12 protein-coding genes and 3 pseudogenes are annotated in these 13,529 nt (G+C 66.8%); 11 read left to right on the top strand and 4 right to left on the bottom strand.

The window, feature by feature from the left end:
* Nucleotides 1-57 precede the first annotated feature (57 nt).
* Nucleotides 58-726, top strand: coding sequence for a TetR/AcrR family transcriptional regulator (locus ACIBJC_RS08265; RefSeq protein ID WP_399289475.1), 669 nt, complete (start codon nt 58-60; stop codon nt 724-726).
* Nucleotides 727-1,121: 395 nt separating this feature from the next.
* On the opposite strand, the pseudogene ACIBJC_RS08260 reads toward ACIBJC_RS08265, so the two are convergent.
* Nucleotides 1,122-1,199, bottom strand: a pseudogene (locus tag ACIBJC_RS08260) (carbon monoxide dehydrogenase); the annotation flags it as partial.
* A gap of 356 nt (nt 1,200-1,555) precedes the next feature.
* On the bottom strand, nt 1,556-2,575 hold the full coding sequence (locus ACIBJC_RS08255; RefSeq protein ID WP_399289473.1) for a zinc-binding dehydrogenase: 1,020 nt from the start codon (nt 2,573-2,575) through the stop codon (nt 1,556-1,558).
* A gap of 61 nt (nt 2,576-2,636) precedes the next feature.
* Between ACIBJC_RS08255 and ACIBJC_RS08250 the strand changes: the two genes are divergently transcribed.
* The 3 genes and pseudogenes from ACIBJC_RS08250 to ACIBJC_RS08240 form a co-directional block, all read left to right on the top strand.
* On the top strand, nt 2,637-2,945 hold the full coding sequence (locus ACIBJC_RS08250; RefSeq protein ID WP_399289471.1) for an ArsR/SmtB family transcription factor: 309 nt from the start codon (nt 2,637-2,639) through the stop codon (nt 2,943-2,945).
* A gap of 46 nt (nt 2,946-2,991) precedes the next feature.
* Nucleotides 2,992-3,402: pseudogene (locus tag ACIBJC_RS08245) on the top strand (IS5 family transposase); the annotation flags it as partial.
* A 20-nt stretch (nt 3,403-3,422) separates the two neighbouring features.
* Nucleotides 3,423-3,650, top strand: a pseudogene (locus tag ACIBJC_RS08240) (transcriptional regulator); the annotation flags it as partial.
* Nucleotides 3,651-3,782: 132 nt separating this feature from the next.
* On the opposite strand, the gene ACIBJC_RS08235 reads toward ACIBJC_RS08240, so the two are convergent.
* Nucleotides 3,783-4,262: an SUKH-4 family immunity protein gene (locus ACIBJC_RS08235; RefSeq protein ID WP_399289469.1), complete on the bottom strand. Its 480-nt coding sequence runs from the start codon at nt 4,260-4,262 to the stop codon at nt 3,783-3,785.
* Nucleotides 4,263-4,777: 515 nt separating this feature from the next.
* Here ACIBJC_RS08235 and ACIBJC_RS08230 point away from each other — a divergent pair.
* Nucleotides 4,778-5,476, top strand: a complete 699-nt coding sequence (locus ACIBJC_RS08230; RefSeq protein WP_399289467.1) for a sigma factor — start codon at nt 4,778-4,780, stop codon at nt 5,474-5,476.
* A gap of 148 nt (nt 5,477-5,624) precedes the next feature.
* Here the strand turns inward: ACIBJC_RS08230 and ACIBJC_RS08225 are convergent, their stop codons facing one another.
* Complete coding sequence (locus tag ACIBJC_RS08225; RefSeq protein ID WP_399289465.1) at nt 5,625-6,383, bottom strand: GntR family transcriptional regulator; 759 nt, start codon at nt 6,381-6,383, stop codon at nt 5,625-5,627.
* A gap of 620 nt (nt 6,384-7,003) precedes the next feature.
* Between ACIBJC_RS08225 and ACIBJC_RS08220 the strand changes: the two genes are divergently transcribed.
* The 6 genes from ACIBJC_RS08220 to ACIBJC_RS08195 all read left to right on the top strand — a co-directional run bounded on the left by ACIBJC_RS08220 (nt 7,004) and on the right by ACIBJC_RS08195 (nt 13,156).
* Nucleotides 7,004-8,230: an ABC transporter substrate-binding protein gene (locus tag ACIBJC_RS08220; RefSeq protein ID WP_399289463.1), complete on the top strand. Its 1,227-nt coding sequence runs from the start codon at nt 7,004-7,006 to the stop codon at nt 8,228-8,230.
* Nucleotides 8,231-8,301: 71 nt separating this feature from the next.
* Nucleotides 8,302-9,102, top strand: a complete 801-nt coding sequence (locus ACIBJC_RS08215; RefSeq protein WP_399289461.1) for a carbohydrate ABC transporter permease — start codon at nt 8,302-8,304, stop codon at nt 9,100-9,102.
* Nucleotides 9,099-9,938: a carbohydrate ABC transporter permease gene (locus tag ACIBJC_RS08210; RefSeq protein WP_399289459.1), complete on the top strand. Its 840-nt coding sequence runs from the start codon at nt 9,099-9,101 to the stop codon at nt 9,936-9,938. The genes ACIBJC_RS08215 and ACIBJC_RS08210 overlap by 4 nt, the downstream gene beginning before the upstream one ends.
* Nucleotides 9,935-11,143 (top strand): mandelate racemase/muconate lactonizing enzyme family protein, encoded by a 1,209-nt coding sequence (locus tag ACIBJC_RS08205; protein WP_399289457.1) that lies wholly within the window; start codon nt 9,935-9,937, stop codon nt 11,141-11,143. Before ACIBJC_RS08210 ends, ACIBJC_RS08205 begins: the two co-directional genes overlap by 4 nt.
* Before the next feature lie 2 nt (nt 11,144-11,145).
* Nucleotides 11,146-12,096 (top strand): aldo/keto reductase, encoded by a 951-nt coding sequence (locus ACIBJC_RS08200; protein WP_399289455.1) that lies wholly within the window; start codon nt 11,146-11,148, stop codon nt 12,094-12,096.
* Between the two features lie 31 nt (nt 12,097-12,127).
* Nucleotides 12,128-13,156: a Gfo/Idh/MocA family oxidoreductase gene (locus ACIBJC_RS08195; RefSeq protein WP_399289453.1), complete on the top strand. Its 1,029-nt coding sequence runs from the start codon at nt 12,128-12,130 to the stop codon at nt 13,154-13,156.
* Nucleotides 13,157-13,529: the final 373 nt, after the last annotated feature.

Genomic DNA, 13,529 nt, shown 5'->3' with positions numbered 1-13,529 from the left:
CTCTGTCAGCGTAACACCAAAAATGGATAGGGTATTCCGGTTGGTAGGGTGGCCATCATGAGCCCCACTGCCCACCACCCCGACGGCCAGCCCCTGCGCAGCGATGCCGAGCGCAACCGAGGACGGATCATCGCCGCCGCGCGCACGGTGTTCGGGCGCGACGGGCTGGGCGCCTCGATGGCTTCCGTGGCCCGCGAGGCGGGAGTGGGGATCGCCACGCTCTTCCGTCACTTCCCCGGGAAGGAGGACCTGGTCGCCTCCGTCTTCGCCGACCGCATGGACGCCTACGTCACCGCCGTCAACGAAGCACTCGATGCCCCCGACCCCTGGGGCGGCTTCACCGGCTTCATCGAGGCCATCTGTGCCATGCAGGCCGCCGACCGAGGCTTCGCCGACGTACTGACCATGACCTTCCCCGGCGCCGAAGCCTTCGAGGCCCGGCGCGCCGAGGCGTACCACGGCTTCCTCGAACTCATCACCCGCGCCAAGCGCAGCGGGCACCTGCGCGATGACTTCGCCAGCCAGGATCTCGTCCTCCTGCTCATCGCCAACGCCGGTGTCGTCAACTTCGTCGGCGAGTCCGCGCCCGATACCTGGCGTCGCTTCGTCGCCCTGCTGATCCAGTCCTTCCAGGCCCCCGCCCGCGGCCCTCTGCCTGATCCGCCCCAAGACGACGCCCTCTACGAGGCCATGCGTCGAGCCGGCCCGGCGGGCCTTTCCACGTAAGGGCGGCCCGGAGGCGCCTGACAGGAAGGTGACCGTCTACGGCGCACCCAGCAGACGGAGGCGGCCCGTCGGGCACCCGCCGAACGCCAAAAGACCCTCCTTTCCTGAAGATCGCTCGCGGGCCGCCCGGCCTCCGCAGAGTCTTCAAAACCTGGGTCATTCAGGGTCTGTGGGGGGCGTTGGGCTTCATGGGTGACGTTTCCGGGGATCACGGTGGATGTACCGGGTGGTGGCCCCTGCTGGCCGGGGTCAGCACCGCGTGGTGCACGGGGCTGAAAAAGGCATATCAACGGTGTGTCCGAGGACGTCCTCGCCGCAGCCTTCGGAGACGCCCGCCTCGTCGACCAGGCGCAGGCGCTCGTTGTGGGTGCGCCGGGAGCCCATCGCGCCGATGACTGGAAGGCGTCCTCGTCGATGAACGCCTGCTGCAGCGGGTGCAGTCGGTCGCCGTCGGCCAAGCCCTCGATTGGTGTCCACGGTGCGTTCCGGTGAGCTGGGAGAGCCGCGCGTGCCAGTGCTTGGCGTTGTAGGAAGAATGACGACGACAAGGATCACCAGGTAGGCCACTGCCCCGCCGAAGCCGGGCCGGCGGCGCATCCACCGCTCGAACTGACCGAGGTTCCCGCGAGCGGGTCGGGCCAGCACCCGAGGGGTCGGCATGTCAGATGGCTTGCTCGTCCCGGCCACCGGACCGTGGTAGCGAGCCAACTCTCGACCGTCAGGCAGGCGTCCAGCACCCGACGGCACACAGTAGCCGGGCCGATCGCAGATCCCCGCGACCAGTCTGCCGCCGGTCTTACCCCTCCGTGCCTGGGCCCGGTCGCGTCGCTCAAGGCCTGGGCGCCGCCCCGTGCGGGGGCTCGTCCACGGGATGCACGGCAAGAGCGATCTTGCCGCGCGGGCGTCCGCGTCCTTTGTCGACGGAGCCGCCTTCCAAGAGGCTGTGGGCGTGGGCGACGTCGGCCAGCGATAGCACGGCGCCGATCACCGGCCGGAGTTCGTCCTGGTCGACCAGGCGGCCGAGGGCCGCGAGTTTTGCCCGGCCGGGACTGACGAAGAGGAAATGGTAGGTCGCGTTCACGCCCCAAGCAGCGAGGAGGTTCTGAGGCTCGGGAATGTCCACGATCGACACCACGCGGCCTCGGTCGGCCAGAACCTGCGGACTGCGGGTGAGAGTGTCCCGGCCCACCGTATCCAACACAACGTCCACCCCACCCAGGGCCTGCACCTGCGGCACATAGTCACCGGCCGAGAAGTCGATCGTGACGTCCGCTCCCAGCCGGGTGACGAAATCGTGATCCCTCGCCCGCGCGGTGGTGACCACCTCAGCCCCCAGAGCACTTGCGACCTGGATTGCAACCGAACCGACCCCGCCCGCGCCGCCGTGCACCAGGACCCGCTCCCCGGCCCGCACCCCAGCCCGTTCGACCAGCGCCTCCCACGCCGTCACACCCACGAGAGCGAGACCGGCGGCCTCAACATGCGACAAGCGGGAGGGCTTGCGGGCAACCAGGGCCTGGTCGACCACGTGGAACTCGGCATAGGTCCCCTGACCGGCGAACACCGGCGCCAAGTACCAGACCTCATCGCCCGGCCGGTAGTCGCCTGCCCCAGTGCCGGTCTCGACCACCACGCCGGACACGTCGTTGCCGATCACCGCCGGCAGCGCCACCTGGTCGCGGTAGTCGCCGCGACGGGTCTGCAGGTCCAGGGGATTCACGGAGGTGGCCATGACCCGCACCAGCACCTGGCCGGGCCCAGGGCTGGGCATTGACAGTTCCCGCGCTGCAAACGCGGTGTCCGCACCACCGAAACGGACGAGTTCCATCACACGCATCGAGGAGGACATACGGCGACGATAGATCGTCGTATCGCGAATCGTCAATATGTGAATGGGTTACGATCACGTCGTGTTCTCGGAAGAGAAGTTGCTGTCCGTGTTCCGGGCCCTGTCCAACCCCGCCCGCCGCCAGATGCTGGTGTGGCTCAAGGACCCTATGAGCTTCCCCGGCCACGAAGCCAAAGACGTCGAGATCGGCGTCTGTGTGACCGACATCCAGCGGCGCATGGGCCTGGGACAGTCCACCACCTCCCAGTACCTCACCGTGCTGCGGCAGGCAGGGCTGGTGGTCGCCACCCGACGCGGCAAATGGACCTACTACCGCCGCGACGAGGCAAACATCGCCCGCCTCCTGGAAACCCTGCGCGACGTGTTCTAGCTAGGGCCTGTGGGGGTCGTGATCATTCGGTTGGTAGAACACTCGTGTGGCGAGGCGTGAACTGAGCGATGACGAATGGGCGTTGGTGGAGCCGCTGCTCCCGATAGGCGCCTACGGCCCGTATCCGCACCGGCTGCGGGATCACTTCGAGGGCGTGATCTGGAGGTTTCGCTCCGGGGCCCAGTGGCGGGAGGTCCCTGAGGAGTTCGGGAACTGGTCCACGGTCTACGACCGGTTCCGCCAGTGGCGCGACGCGGGCGTCTTCCAGGCCCTGATGGAGGCGGTGATCGCTGAGGCCGCACGGCGGGACCAGGTGGACCTTTCCCTGGTCAGCGTGGACTCCACCACAGCGAGAGCGCATCACGACGCGGCCGGCATGAGGGTGGACGCCAAGACGCTGTCAGCGCTGGAGAAGGCACTGGCGGAGGAAAGGGGGGCCGCGGCAAGGAACAAAGGGATCAAGGTGCCGCAGAACCTGGCGTGCGTCGGCACGGCACCGGCGTCAAACGCTTCCATCACTCGGTCGTCGGCGGCCTCACCCTGGCCTGGCACGGCTCGGCCGTGGACGACGAACCCGGCCTCACCCTCCTCATCTACACCGCTGAGCCCGGCTCCCCCTCCGAGGAAGCCCTGCGCCTGCTCGCCTCCTGGGCCGCCTCTCAGGACGGTGCGGCCCCTGCCGACCGCCTCCAGCGAGGTAGCTGATCTCGCCGGAGGCGTCGGCCAGGCGGTGGACGGCGGCGCCTGCTGCGGTGGCTGTCACGACGACCCGCACGGTAGCCCGTTCCGCGGTGCGATGACAGCAGGCACCGCCCAGCGGCCGAGCCACACCGACGCCTACAGCAAGCAGGCGGATGCCCGGCCGGGTTGGCATAGCGCATAGCCGGCTGACCGCACGTGCTCGTCCGGGTCGTTGAGGATCGGAGACTGGCTCACTCGTCGGCCGTAGTGGTGCAGTGTCTGTAGCCAGACGTCGATGGAGGAGTTGGCGAACCAGGCTTCCCCGTCGGGCAAGACGTAGTAGACCTTTCCGGTATCCGGCTCGACGCCGAAAGCCCATTGCAGACCTGGCACGAGGTCGCCGTGATGGTTCCGGGAGAGCTGATAGAGGACGGTGCACGATGCGGTCTGGAGGGCGGGGTTCGGGTCCGTCTGGAACGTGACGTACTCGATCAGTTGATCGACGATGGGAACGCCGATGTTCACGAGCAGGGCCTTCTGACGCTCGGGAATACGCCAGCCGTCCAGGTCAGCCGGGTCAGCCCGGGTGACGTACTCGGCTCCGGCCCATGCGGTCATGTCTTCGTAGGTCAGCACTGGATGTCTCTCCGAGTGTTGGATGCGGTGGGCTGTCCGTTTCGACCGGCTGAGTGGCTTCGTTAACTTGTAAGGACAGCGTTTGTCGACGAGTTTCAGCGGCTGTCCTTTGCCATCCAATCGAGGCGTTTGACAGCGAACCCAGTCGTACGGGGTCAGCACGCTGGGTGCGCCGGAGGCGGTGCTGCCGGCGCACGTGCGATGGTTCTCGCGCTACCGTCACCCCCGCTGTCGGTAGGGTTCGAATCCCTTCGGGCGCATCTCCCCAGGTGAGCCAGGTCTCGGCTCCACGATCAAGCCCATCCCTTCCGGTGGACCTCGTGCCGTGCACGTGCGGCCTTCGTCGCGTCGTCGTAAACCAGGCGACCCCGGCATGCGCCAGGCGATCGCGCATCCGCGCCCACTCCGCCGGATCCGTCACTGGATCAGCCATTCCGACCGACCCCGGTGATGAGTTTCCGCGCCCGCACCCGTCACACATACGGCGGGACACGACGAGGCGGAAGGATGACGTGATGAGTGCGAACACGCGGCTGGAGGAGTTGGGCGTGAGCGGTCTGGGCGAGGTCGACGAGCCGGCGTTCTCAGGGCTGGCTGAGCGGCACCGGCGGGAGTTGCACGTGCACTGCTACCGGATGCTCGGGTCGTTCGAGGACGCCGAGGACACCGTGCAGGAGACGTTCCTCCGTGCCTGGCGGCGGCGGGAGACCTTCGAGGGGCGGTCGACGTTCCGGGCCTTAAGGAATCGCCATGCCGATCGCATCCCCGGGGCACGGCCCCGCCGTTTCCTTCGAGACGGGCCTGACCGCCGACTTGGCCGGCCGCTACCCGGCGACCATCGGCAGCGGGGGTCCGTCGACCCGGCGGTTGTCGACACGGACTTCGCCGTACTCGAACGCGACGGGTACGTCATCCTGGAGGGACTCCTGAGCCCCGAGGAGTGCGAGGAGATCCGCGCCGGGGTGACTCCCCTGCTCGCCCGGACCGGACGCAACGCCTTCGAGGGGCACCGCACGCAGCGTGTCTACAGCGTCCTGAACAAGACCCGGGTCTGTGACCGTCTGGTGGACCACCCGCGCGTTCTCGCTCTCCTGGACCGGATGTTCCTGCCCAACTACCTGCTCTCGATGCTGCAGATCATCAACATCACCCACGGCGAGGAAGCCCAGATACCCGCCTGGCGACAACCTGGGGCGGCGCAGTCGTGGCGGTAGCACCCCCGGCCCCCGCTGCCTCTCCGAGCGCGTTCTCGGCATCGATGATCACCGTAGTCAGCAGGTCGAAATCGAGCCTCTCGCCCTTCGGTCCAAGAGGCAGACGGGGCTGTGCCGGGGAGCGACAGGCAGGGGTGTTGCAGGGCCCTCACATGCGGTCTGTCGAGTGGGACACCTCGACGTTCAGGCGGCTGCGGTCGCCACGATGGAACCCGGTGAACCGTTCGATCGGCCGTCCGGTCTGGTCGAAGGAGATGCTCCGCATCACCAGGACCGCTGCTCCCGGACCGCAATCGAGGGCCGACGCGACCGTATCGTTCGCCAGGTCCGCCTCCACCGACCGCTGGGCGCGCTCGAACCGGATCCCGAACTGTCGTTCCAGGACACCGAAGAGCGAGACGTCCTCCAACTCGATATCGAGCAGTGGCTGCCCGACATCGAGAGGAAGGAAGGTTCGGGTGAACGCCCAAGGAACACCGTCCACCTCGCGGAGGCGCTGAATCTCGACCACATCCGCCCCTTCTGTCACGGCAAGATCGCGCGCGACCTGCGGGGCGGCAGCGACGACGCCGCGAAACAGCACGCGGGAGTGCTGCTCACCCGCGTTGCTCTGAATATCTTCGAACGTGCCGACCAGCGCGCCGCCGAACCCTTGCGATGTCCGTGGGTCGCCGACGAACGTACCGCGGCCCTTTTCCCGGCGGACGACGCCCTCATGCTCCAGTTCCAGTAGCGCCTGGCGCACCACGGTGCGGGAGACCTGATACCTGTCACAGAGTTCATGGTCCCCGGGTAGGCGATCTCCGGGTTCCAGACCTCGTGCCGCGATGTCCTCCCGAAGCAATCGCTTCAGCTGCGAATAGAACGGTATATCCGAACGCCGATCAATCGACGAAGACATGCTCATGGGTTCCCTGGTTGTGATGAGCCGGGCCGCGCAATGCTGTACTGATGGCGTTAATGCCGCACTGGTGGCGTTCTGGACCGCTCCGCCTCCTTCGACCGTCGCACCAATGGCAACCTCTCCCACCAGCGCTGACGCACTGGCCGGTTTGGCACTTCCGACAGCCGGGCTCGGCGAGCCCGTCCAACCGGTCGAACGGGCTCGCCGAGATCAGAATCTCCGTGGGTTCGACGGGCGGAGTCACGCAGAGGACGAGAGGGAACACCGTCCGGCCTCCACCCTCGATTCCTCTCACACCCGATGGCCACGCGATCTCGATCCTCCCGCCCATGTCACCGAAATCCTTTGTCTGTTGAGAGCGCCCGCTTCCAGCCGGGACTAGATCCTATCTTGAGCGCCAACGCCGGGAACCGATCGGGCGACTCCAGTCGATCATGCACACAGTCCTCGTCGGTCAGTTGCCTTGCGTCGGATCGGCTCGCGTGCGTCGGCGATCGGACAGCACCACACCAGGAAGGAGCTGATGCGAAGCGAGCCGGATCTCGCCGAGACAATCACTTGACATCCTGTAATGACAGGATACACGATGACCCGGCAGGGAGTACTCGATCAACGGAGCGAAGATGGCAATGATGCCTCGGACCCGGCTCTTCTTGGGTGTGGTGATCGCAGCGATTTGTACCATCGCGGGCACGACCACCTACAACGTCGTACAGAGTGGGGCACGCGCCAACACCGTCGCCTGGTGGGTACCCGATTGGGACTACAAGAAGGCGACAGGACTCGTCAAGCAATTCGAACAGCAGCATCCCGGCATCGTGGTCGATCTGGTCCAGACCACCGGTGACACGGTGGCGAACCGCACCTCCGTGGCGCTGGACTCGGGCAACGCGCCCGATGTCATCACGGAGTCCCTGTCCCGCGTGCGCGGCTACGTCGGTAAGGGGCAGCTCGCCAACGTCAGTGGTCTCTACGACACCACCATGCCGGTCAACGATTTCGCGCCGGGGCTCGTCGACTCGCTCACCTTCGAGGGCGGCACCTACGCCGTGCCGTACCGGTGGGCCACCAACGCCTTGATCTACAACCCCCGCCTGTTCGCGGCGGCCGGCATCGACTCCCCGCCCCGCACCTGGGCGGAGTTCGAGAAGGATGCCAAACGGCTCACCAGCGGCAACGTGGTGGGAACAGCGTGGCCGATGCAGGGCGATCCCAACGACTTGACGTTGCGCTTCCTCGACTTCGCGATCTCCGGCGGCACGAAGATCACAAATGGCTCGCCCCGATTCACGGAAAAATCGACCGAGTCGGCTCTCAAGCTGATCGGCGGCTCGATTCGGGAGGGATGGGCCAGCAGGAGTTCGTTCGAGCTCGACAACACCGGTATCCGCGAACTGTTCCTTCAAGGGCGCATCGCCATGTATCCCGCCGGTGTGTTCGATGTGGACACCGCGGCCGAGCAGGGCGCGGCGGTCGGGACGGCCCTGCTGCCCGGACCGGATGGACCGGGGACCGCGCAGGGCGTCGGTTGGGGCTACATCATTCCCAAGGCGTCGCGGCACCAGGAAGCGGCGAGGCAACTCGTACGTTTTCTCGCACAGCCGAAGAATATGGCGGAGTTGACGGTGACCTTCCCCGCGCGGACCAGTGCGTCGGAGGACGCCAGGTTCACCACTCCGCAGCGGAGGCCGTACGTGGAACAACTCGCCCACCACTCCGTTCCGGCCCCCAACGACCCCCGCTGGACCGCCACCGTCCAGGCGGTGCACGACAAGATCCAAGAGGTCGCGCTGGGGCGCACCACACCGGCCGACGGTGCGGTTCAGATCCAGGGTCTGGTGAAGCAATGACAGACACAACAACGATGGAGCCGGTCCGAAGGCGGCAACGGACCCGCCCGGTCCTCCTGGTACTCCCGGCCGTGATCATCACCGCTGTCCTCATGGTGATACCCATCGTCACGACGATCGTGCGGGTCATCACCGACCGAGGTACCGGACTCAGACGCTTCTTCAGTCTCCCTGACGTCGGTCAAGTCTTCCTCAACACACTGTCCTGGACGGTCGGGTCGGTGGTCGGGGCGATGGTCATCGGCTATGCCGGGGCCCTCGTACTGCAGTCGAAAAGGATCCGGCTGGTAGGAGTGTGGCGCTCCCTCCTGATGATTCCGTGGATCATTCCCGGCGTGGTCGGTGCCACCGTATGGCGCTGGACGCTCTCCACGGACTACGGAGTCCTCAATCAAACGCTGCTGGATCTCGGGCTCATCGGGGAGCCCGTCCGCTGGCTCTCCGATCCCGGCATCGTGCTGTGGGCGGTCGCGCTGATTCAGATCTGGGTCACCGCACCGTTCGTGATGCTCATGGTCTCGGCGGCTCTGGCCACCATTCCTTCCGAGCGTTACGAGGCTGCACGCCTCGACGGGGCCGGCGGTGTCGCGATCCTGCGGCACATCGTCCTGCCCGCCATTCGCTCGACCACGGGCATTTGTGCGCTGACACTCGCAATTTGGGCCCTGAACTCGTTCACGATCATCTGGGTCGCCACGAGCGGTGGGCCGGCGGGTGCGTCGACCATCCTGCCCATCCTCCTCTACCAGGCGTTCCAGAACGGGGATCAGACGCTCGTTTCGGCGGTCGCACTGGTGCAGGTGTTCATCGGGGCTGCCTTCGCCGTCTTCTTCGCACGCACCATGCGCACGGATCTGGAGGATCAGACATGAGGAATCTCATAGGCCGTGCCTCTGCTCGCACCGCCATCTGGGGAACCCTGGTCGTTCTGCTGGTGTGGAGCCTCGCCCCGATTGCCGTCATGGTGTTCACGTCGTTCAAGAAGCGGGGTGAGATCTTCGCCGTACCGGCCCGTCTGCTTCCCGACTCATGGACGTTCGAGAACTACAGCGCGGTTTTCACGTCGTCGTCGATGCCGCGTGCACTCCTGAATTCCGTCATCATCGGCGGCCTGGTGGCCATAGCGACTCTGCTGTTCTGTTTCAGCGCCGGATACGCCCTGGCACGGTTCCGGTTCAGGTCGGCACGGCCGTTGGCGTTGTTCATTCTGCTCGGGCAGATGGTTCCGCTGACCGTGGTGCTGTTGCCGGTCTATCAGATCGTCTCATCGCTCAAGCTGCTCGACACGGCGACCGGGGTGGCGTTCGCGCACCTCGCGATCACCGTGCCCCTGGTGACCTGGATGGTGCGCAATCAGATCGCCGCCATCCCTTACTCCTTGGAGGAAGCCGTTCTGATCGACGGCGGTTCACGATTCGACGCGGTCAGCTACGTCACGCTTCCGGTGTGCGCTCCGGGATTGGCAGCGGCGGGCATGTTCGCCTTCCTGCAGTCGTGGCACGAATTCCTGTTCGCCTCGGTAATGGCCACGTCCACGGCCTCGCGTACCGCCCCCGTGGCGCTGACGCAGTTCGCCGGAGAGTTCGACGTCGACTGGGGCGCGACCATGGCCGCATCCGTGGTCCTCACGGTTCCCATCGTCATCCTGTTCATTGTCATGCAGCGGTACTTCACGGCCGGGCTGACCGGAGGTGCGGTCAAGGGATGAAGATTACCGACATCCGATGCGCCCGTATCGGCCGGTCCCCCGTGATTCGCATCCTCACGGATGAGCGAATCGACGGCTTCGCCGAGATCGAATACTCCAAACCCTATGTGGCCAGGACGCTTGAGGTGTATCGCCCGCTTCTGCTCGGATCCGATCCGACGGAGGTCGAGCGCTGCATGCTGCGCATCCGGCGACTGGGCGCCTCCAAGCCGTGGGGCGCCATCGTCTCGGCCATCGAGATCGCGCTGTGGGACATCGCGGGCAAGGCGCTCGGCGTACCCGTGCACCGGCTGCTGGGCGGCAAGGTGCGTGACCGCATCCGGGTCTACAACGGGGGCGTACGCACCTCCCTCGGCGCCCACACGCCCGAGGAGTACGCCGCGTCGATGGCGCACATGGCCGCGGCTCCCGAGAATTTCTCGATCATCAAGGAAGGCGTCGGCCTGCACGGGTTCATGGCGCCCCACACCCCGGATTTCCTCTACAACGACCTTCGCGAGGGGCCGCTGCACCCCAATCGCGGGTTTCTGACGCCGAGTGGAATCAGCCGGATCGTCGATACGGTCGCCGCGATGAAGGACGTACTGGGCCCTCACCGGCGTCTGGCTCTTGACATGGGTCCGGGCTGGGCCGTGCCGGACGCGATCCGGGTGCTGCGCGAACTGGAGCAGTTCGACATCGCGTGGGCCGAGGACATCCTGACGGGCGATTTCGTGCCCTGGAACGATGTCGCGGGCTACCGCGAGATCACCACGGCGACGACGGTTCCCACTCATACCGGTGAGCAGCTCTATCTGCGGCAGAACTTCCGTGAGCTGATCGAAACACGCGCCGTGCGCGTCATCGGTCCCGACCCCGGTGACGTCGGCGGTCTCGCCGAATTGAAATGGATCGCCGAGTTCGCGGATCTGTACGGAATCGGCATCGCGCCGCACGGCGTCAGCAGTGGCCTGCTCGGACTGGCGGCCCTGATCCAGGTGTCGGCGACGCTGCCCGACAACTTGATCGCCTTTGAATATCCCCTGGCAACGGACCCCTGGTGGTACGACGTCCTCGACGGGTTCACCGAGCCGATCGTGAAGGACGGCTATGTCACCGTCGGAGATCGCCCGGGACTGGGCGTCGAATTCGACCGTACGGCTGCCAGTGCCCACCTGGACCCGGCGGACGCCGGGTTCTTCGACTGGACAAGCGCGGAGGAATGAGCGTGCGTTGGACCCCCCGAGCCCTGGGCACCACCGGGCTCCCCGTAACTCCTCTCATGGTCGGCGGTGCGCCGTTGGGCTCGATGCCCTCGAACTTCGGCTACGACGTGAGCGTCGAGGACGGAGTGGCGACCGCCGTCGCCGCACTCACCGGACCGATCCGCGGAATCGACACCTCCTGCGCCTACAGCCGCGGTGAATCGGAACGGCGTATCGGAACGGCCATCGCCGAGGTCGGCGGTCTGCCCGACGACTACCTGCTCGCCACGAAGATCACCCGCGACCTGGACACCGGTGATTTCTCCGGCGAACAGATGCGCAGGGCCATCGCCGGCAGTCTTCGGCGCCTGGGCGTCGACACGGTGCCCCTGCTGTATCTGCACGACCCCGAGAACACGACGTTCGCCGCTGCGACCGCGCCCGGCGGCCCGGTCGAGGTCCTGAGGGACTTGAAGGACAGAGGGGTGGCGCGGGCGATCGGAGTGGCCGGCGGTGATACGGCGACGATCGGCGCCTACGTGGAGACCGGCCACTTCGACGTACTGCTGACACACAACCGGTGGACCCTCGTGAACCGTACGGCCGACCGGCTCATCGACTCCGCCGTCGAGCGCGGGATGGGTGTGGTCAACGCCGCGGTGTTCGGCGGCGGAATCCTGGCAGCCGGCACCGCAGCTTCGAGCCGGTACGGATACCGGGAAGCATCCGAGGAACTGCTCGGGGCCATCCGCCGGATCGAGGATCTCTGCCAGGAGGCCGGAGTGCCGCTCTCCGCTGCCGCCGTCCAGTTCTCGACTCGTGACCCGCGGATCGCCTCAACCGTCGTGGGGGTATCGCGTCCCTCACGGATCGCGGAGAGTGTCGCGGCAGTCGAACTCGACATCCCTTCAGGTCTCTTCGAGGCCGTGGACGAGATCGCTGCCGGGCTTCCGGCCGACGTCGGCCCCCGATGACCACACACGGACACGAAGGAAACACCAAACCATGAGTGTCATTCGCACCGCCGTCATCGGCTTCGGCACCGCGGGACGCGTTTTCCACGCACCACTGGTCGCCGCGAACCCGCGCTACGCCTTGGACGCGATCGTCACCGGATCGCCCGAACGAGCGCAGGCCGCCCGTGAGACGTACCCGGAGACCGACGTGATCGCCTACATGGACACGCTCTTCGCCAGGGCAGACCAATTCGACCTCGTGATCATCGGCAGCCCGAACGAGAGCCACGCGCCGCTCGCCCGGGCCGCGATCGAGGCCGGGGCGCATGTGGTGGTCGACAAGCCGATCGCCGTCACGGCCGCCGAGGCACGCGACATTGCAGCGGCGGCGAAGGCAGCCGGGCGCGTACTGACCGTCTTCCAGAACCGGCGCTGGGACGGCGATTTCCTCACCCTCCGCGAGGTCATCGCGCGCGGCGAACTCGGTGAGGTCCACGAGTTCGACTCCGCCTTCCAATGGTGGAACCCGCAGGTCGGTACCGGCTGGAAGGACCTCGCGGGCCCCGACGCGGGTGGCGGCATCCTCTACGACCTCGGGCCGCACCTGATCGACCAGGCCCTGCAACTGTTCGGCGAAATCACCGATGTCCACGCCGAACTCGACTTCCGGCGGTCCGGCGGCGTGAACGACGACGACTCTTTCCTCACCCTCCGACACGCCTCCGGCGTGCGGACGCGGCTGTGGATGAGTGCGGTGGCGCCCGCTCCCCGCCCCCGCTTCCGGGTCACCGGGTCCCGGGCCGTCTTCCGCTCGACGGGACTCGACCCGCAGGAAGCACAGTCCATAGCCGGGCGGAAACCGGGCGAAGCCGGGTTCGGGCTGCACGATGACGGACGGGCCGCCACCGTGGAAGGCCCCGAGGGTGCGGAGGCCGTGCCCTTGCGCGCCGGCGACTACCGTGAGTTCTACCGTCTGCTCGCGGCTGCTCTGAGCGAGGGCGGTCCGTTGCCCGTCGACCCGATCGACAGCATCCGCGCGCTTGAGATCATCGAACAGGCAATTCGGAATTCACGATGACGAAGTTCCGCCCCCGCTGAACCGGCCCGGCGACGCCTGTCTCGATCTCCTCCGCCCGAGGCGGAGGAGATGGCGGAACCGGGCCGCCCTGCCGTCTCGTCCTCATCGCCGCCGTCAGCCCGATATCCCTGGTCATTCTTGATGCACCGTACTGGCGTCCGAGGCGCAGGCGACCCACCGCCGCCTGGGCTCAAACGCTCCAGCCGATGGAGGGGCCGTGCACGCCAAACGCGCCTGTGCGGCTGCACGGCCGCCGAGCTGCCGTCGGCCGCGATCTGCTGGGGCCGCCGCCCGTGCGAGACTGTCGCGCATGACGACTGGTGAGGAGGGTTCGCGGACTCGGAGGAAGGGCAAAGGTGCTGGCCGGCTGCCT

The sequence above is a fragment of the Streptomyces sp. NPDC050509 genome, from assembly GCF_044457965.1.
In the GTDB taxonomy this organism is placed as follows: domain Bacteria; phylum Actinomycetota; class Actinomycetes; order Streptomycetales; family Streptomycetaceae; genus Streptomyces.
Note: the sequence above shows the minus strand (reverse complement) of the source record. Positions and strands in the feature narration are given on the sequence as shown.

What these genes read in the sequence shown, in the direction of transcription:
- ACIBJC_RS08220 (WP_399289463.1), top strand. Translation starts at nt 7,004, where the DNA reads ATGGCAATGATGCCTCGGACCCGGCTCTTCTTGGGTGTGGTGATCGCA.
- ACIBJC_RS08265 (WP_399289475.1), top strand. Translation starts at nt 58, where the DNA reads ATGAGCCCCACTGCCCACCACCCCGACGGCCAGCCCCTGCGCAGCGAT.
- ACIBJC_RS08225 (WP_399289465.1), bottom strand. Translation starts at nt 6,383, where the DNA reads ATGAGCATGTCTTCGTCGATTGATCGGCGTTCGGATATACCGTTCTAT.
- ACIBJC_RS08230 (WP_399289467.1), top strand. Translation starts at nt 4,778, where the DNA reads ATGAGTGCGAACACGCGGCTGGAGGAGTTGGGCGTGAGCGGTCTGGGC.
- ACIBJC_RS08195 (WP_399289453.1), top strand. Translation starts at nt 12,128, where the DNA reads ATGAGTGTCATTCGCACCGCCGTCATCGGCTTCGGCACCGCGGGACGC.
- ACIBJC_RS08205 (WP_399289457.1), top strand. Translation starts at nt 9,935, where the DNA reads ATGAAGATTACCGACATCCGATGCGCCCGTATCGGCCGGTCCCCCGTG.
- ACIBJC_RS08255 (WP_399289473.1), bottom strand. Translation starts at nt 2,575, where the DNA reads ATGTCCTCCTCGATGCGTGTGATGGAACTCGTCCGTTTCGGTGGTGCG.
- ACIBJC_RS08210 (WP_399289459.1), top strand. Translation starts at nt 9,099, where the DNA reads ATGAGGAATCTCATAGGCCGTGCCTCTGCTCGCACCGCCATCTGGGGA.